Source organism: Candidatus Desulfolinea nitratireducens (assembly GCF_982879505.1).
In genome coordinates this window covers 2,070-3,480 of record NZ_CEYOSI010000298.1, presented here as the reverse complement: position 1 = coordinate 3,480, position 1,411 = coordinate 2,070, and the positions used below count along the sequence as shown (strand labels likewise).

Sequence of the window (1,411 nt, the reverse complement as noted above, 5' to 3'; positions counted from 1 at the left end):
CCATCCTCGCCAATGTCTACCTGCACTTTGCGCTTGATTTGTGGTTTCAGAAAGTAGTTATTCCGCACTGTAGCGGAGAAGCGTGTTTGATAAGGTTTGCAGATGATTTCGTCTGTGCCTTCGAGAAGGAAAGAGACGCCCGGCGTTTCTATGAAGCGTTGGGTGAGCGGATGAAGAAATTCAACCTGGAGCTATCGGCGGAGAAAACGCAGATTATCCCGTTCAGCCCTTCGGGGGTGGCGGGTAGTTCCTCTTTTAACTTTCTCGGTTTTGAGTTTCGATGGGGAAAAGACCGGTCGGGTAAGCCGCACGTTGACAAGCGCACTGCCCGGAAAAGCCTGCGGAATTCACTGGCTCGCTTCAAGTTATGGTGTAAAGATAATCGACATCGCCGTTTACCTGATTTGTTCAAAGCGCTCAACGCAAAACTTCGGGGATACTTCAATTATTTTGGTGTACATGGAAACCTGCCCAGTCTGACAGAGTTCTACTACCATGCCATCAGGTATATGCAGAGGTGTCTCAATCGCCGCAGCCAGCGTAAGAGCTATAATTGGGTTGGGTTTAAGCAACTTCTGACCCAGTTCGGCGTGGTGAAACCGCATATCGTAAATCGCCCCAAGCGTGTAAGCAGAGCGTTTGTACCAGGTCTTTCCTAATGCCTCTACGGATGCGAGTATTTCTGAAGAGCCCGGTGCGGTAGTTCCGCACGCCGGGATTTGTGCGGGGTCTGTTGGGTAACTGGCAGCTCTACCGCGATGTTAATGAATCTACCATAATTAAATATATGATTGATCCAGATAAATAAATGATGATCCACATTGGAAGTATGTGCAAAGGTTGAGCACGCATAAGATGAATCTGGGATTTTGGCAGTGGCGTATTATTGGTATGGGCTGGTTCACTTATGCGTCATTTTATTTGGGCCGCGTCAATTTTTCCATCGCTATCCCGGAACTTCGCGAGAGCTTAAACATCTCATCCCAAGAGATCGGTTTGATGGGCAGCGGTTTCTTTTTATCCTATGCCCTTGGCCAATTAATTAGTGGGCAATTGGGTGATCGTATTAGTCCTCGCTTATTAGTGTTCGGTGGCATGCTTTTATCAACCGCCATGAATTTGTTATTTGGATCAATTGCCAATTGGAACCTAATGCTGGTCGCATGGACGCTAAATGGCTTTTTTCAATCAACGGGCTGGGCACCAATATTAAAAATCTTGGCTACCTGGCACTCTACGGAACAGCGGAGAAAGGTTGCCGGTATCTACGCAACCAGCTTTGTTGCTGGTAACGCACTAACCTGGTTTTTAACTGGTTGGCTGGTCGCTAATTTTGGTTGGCGGTCTGCTTTTTGGATCCCAGGGCTTCTGATGAGTGTGGTTGCTTTGACATGGTTCCAGTTTGTTCGGG

2 protein-coding genes are annotated in these 1,411 nt (G+C 47.7%); both read left to right on the top strand.

The features are described from left to right. The coding region (locus AC3DOM_RS16835; protein ID WP_487920196.1) for a reverse transcriptase domain-containing protein at positions 1–659 on the top strand (659 nt) is incomplete at its 5' end. Positions 660–855: 196 nt separating this feature from the next. Next, positions 856–1,411: MFS transporter (locus tag AC3DOM_RS16830; RefSeq protein WP_487920195.1), on the top strand; the 556-nt coding region annotated here is incomplete at its 3' end.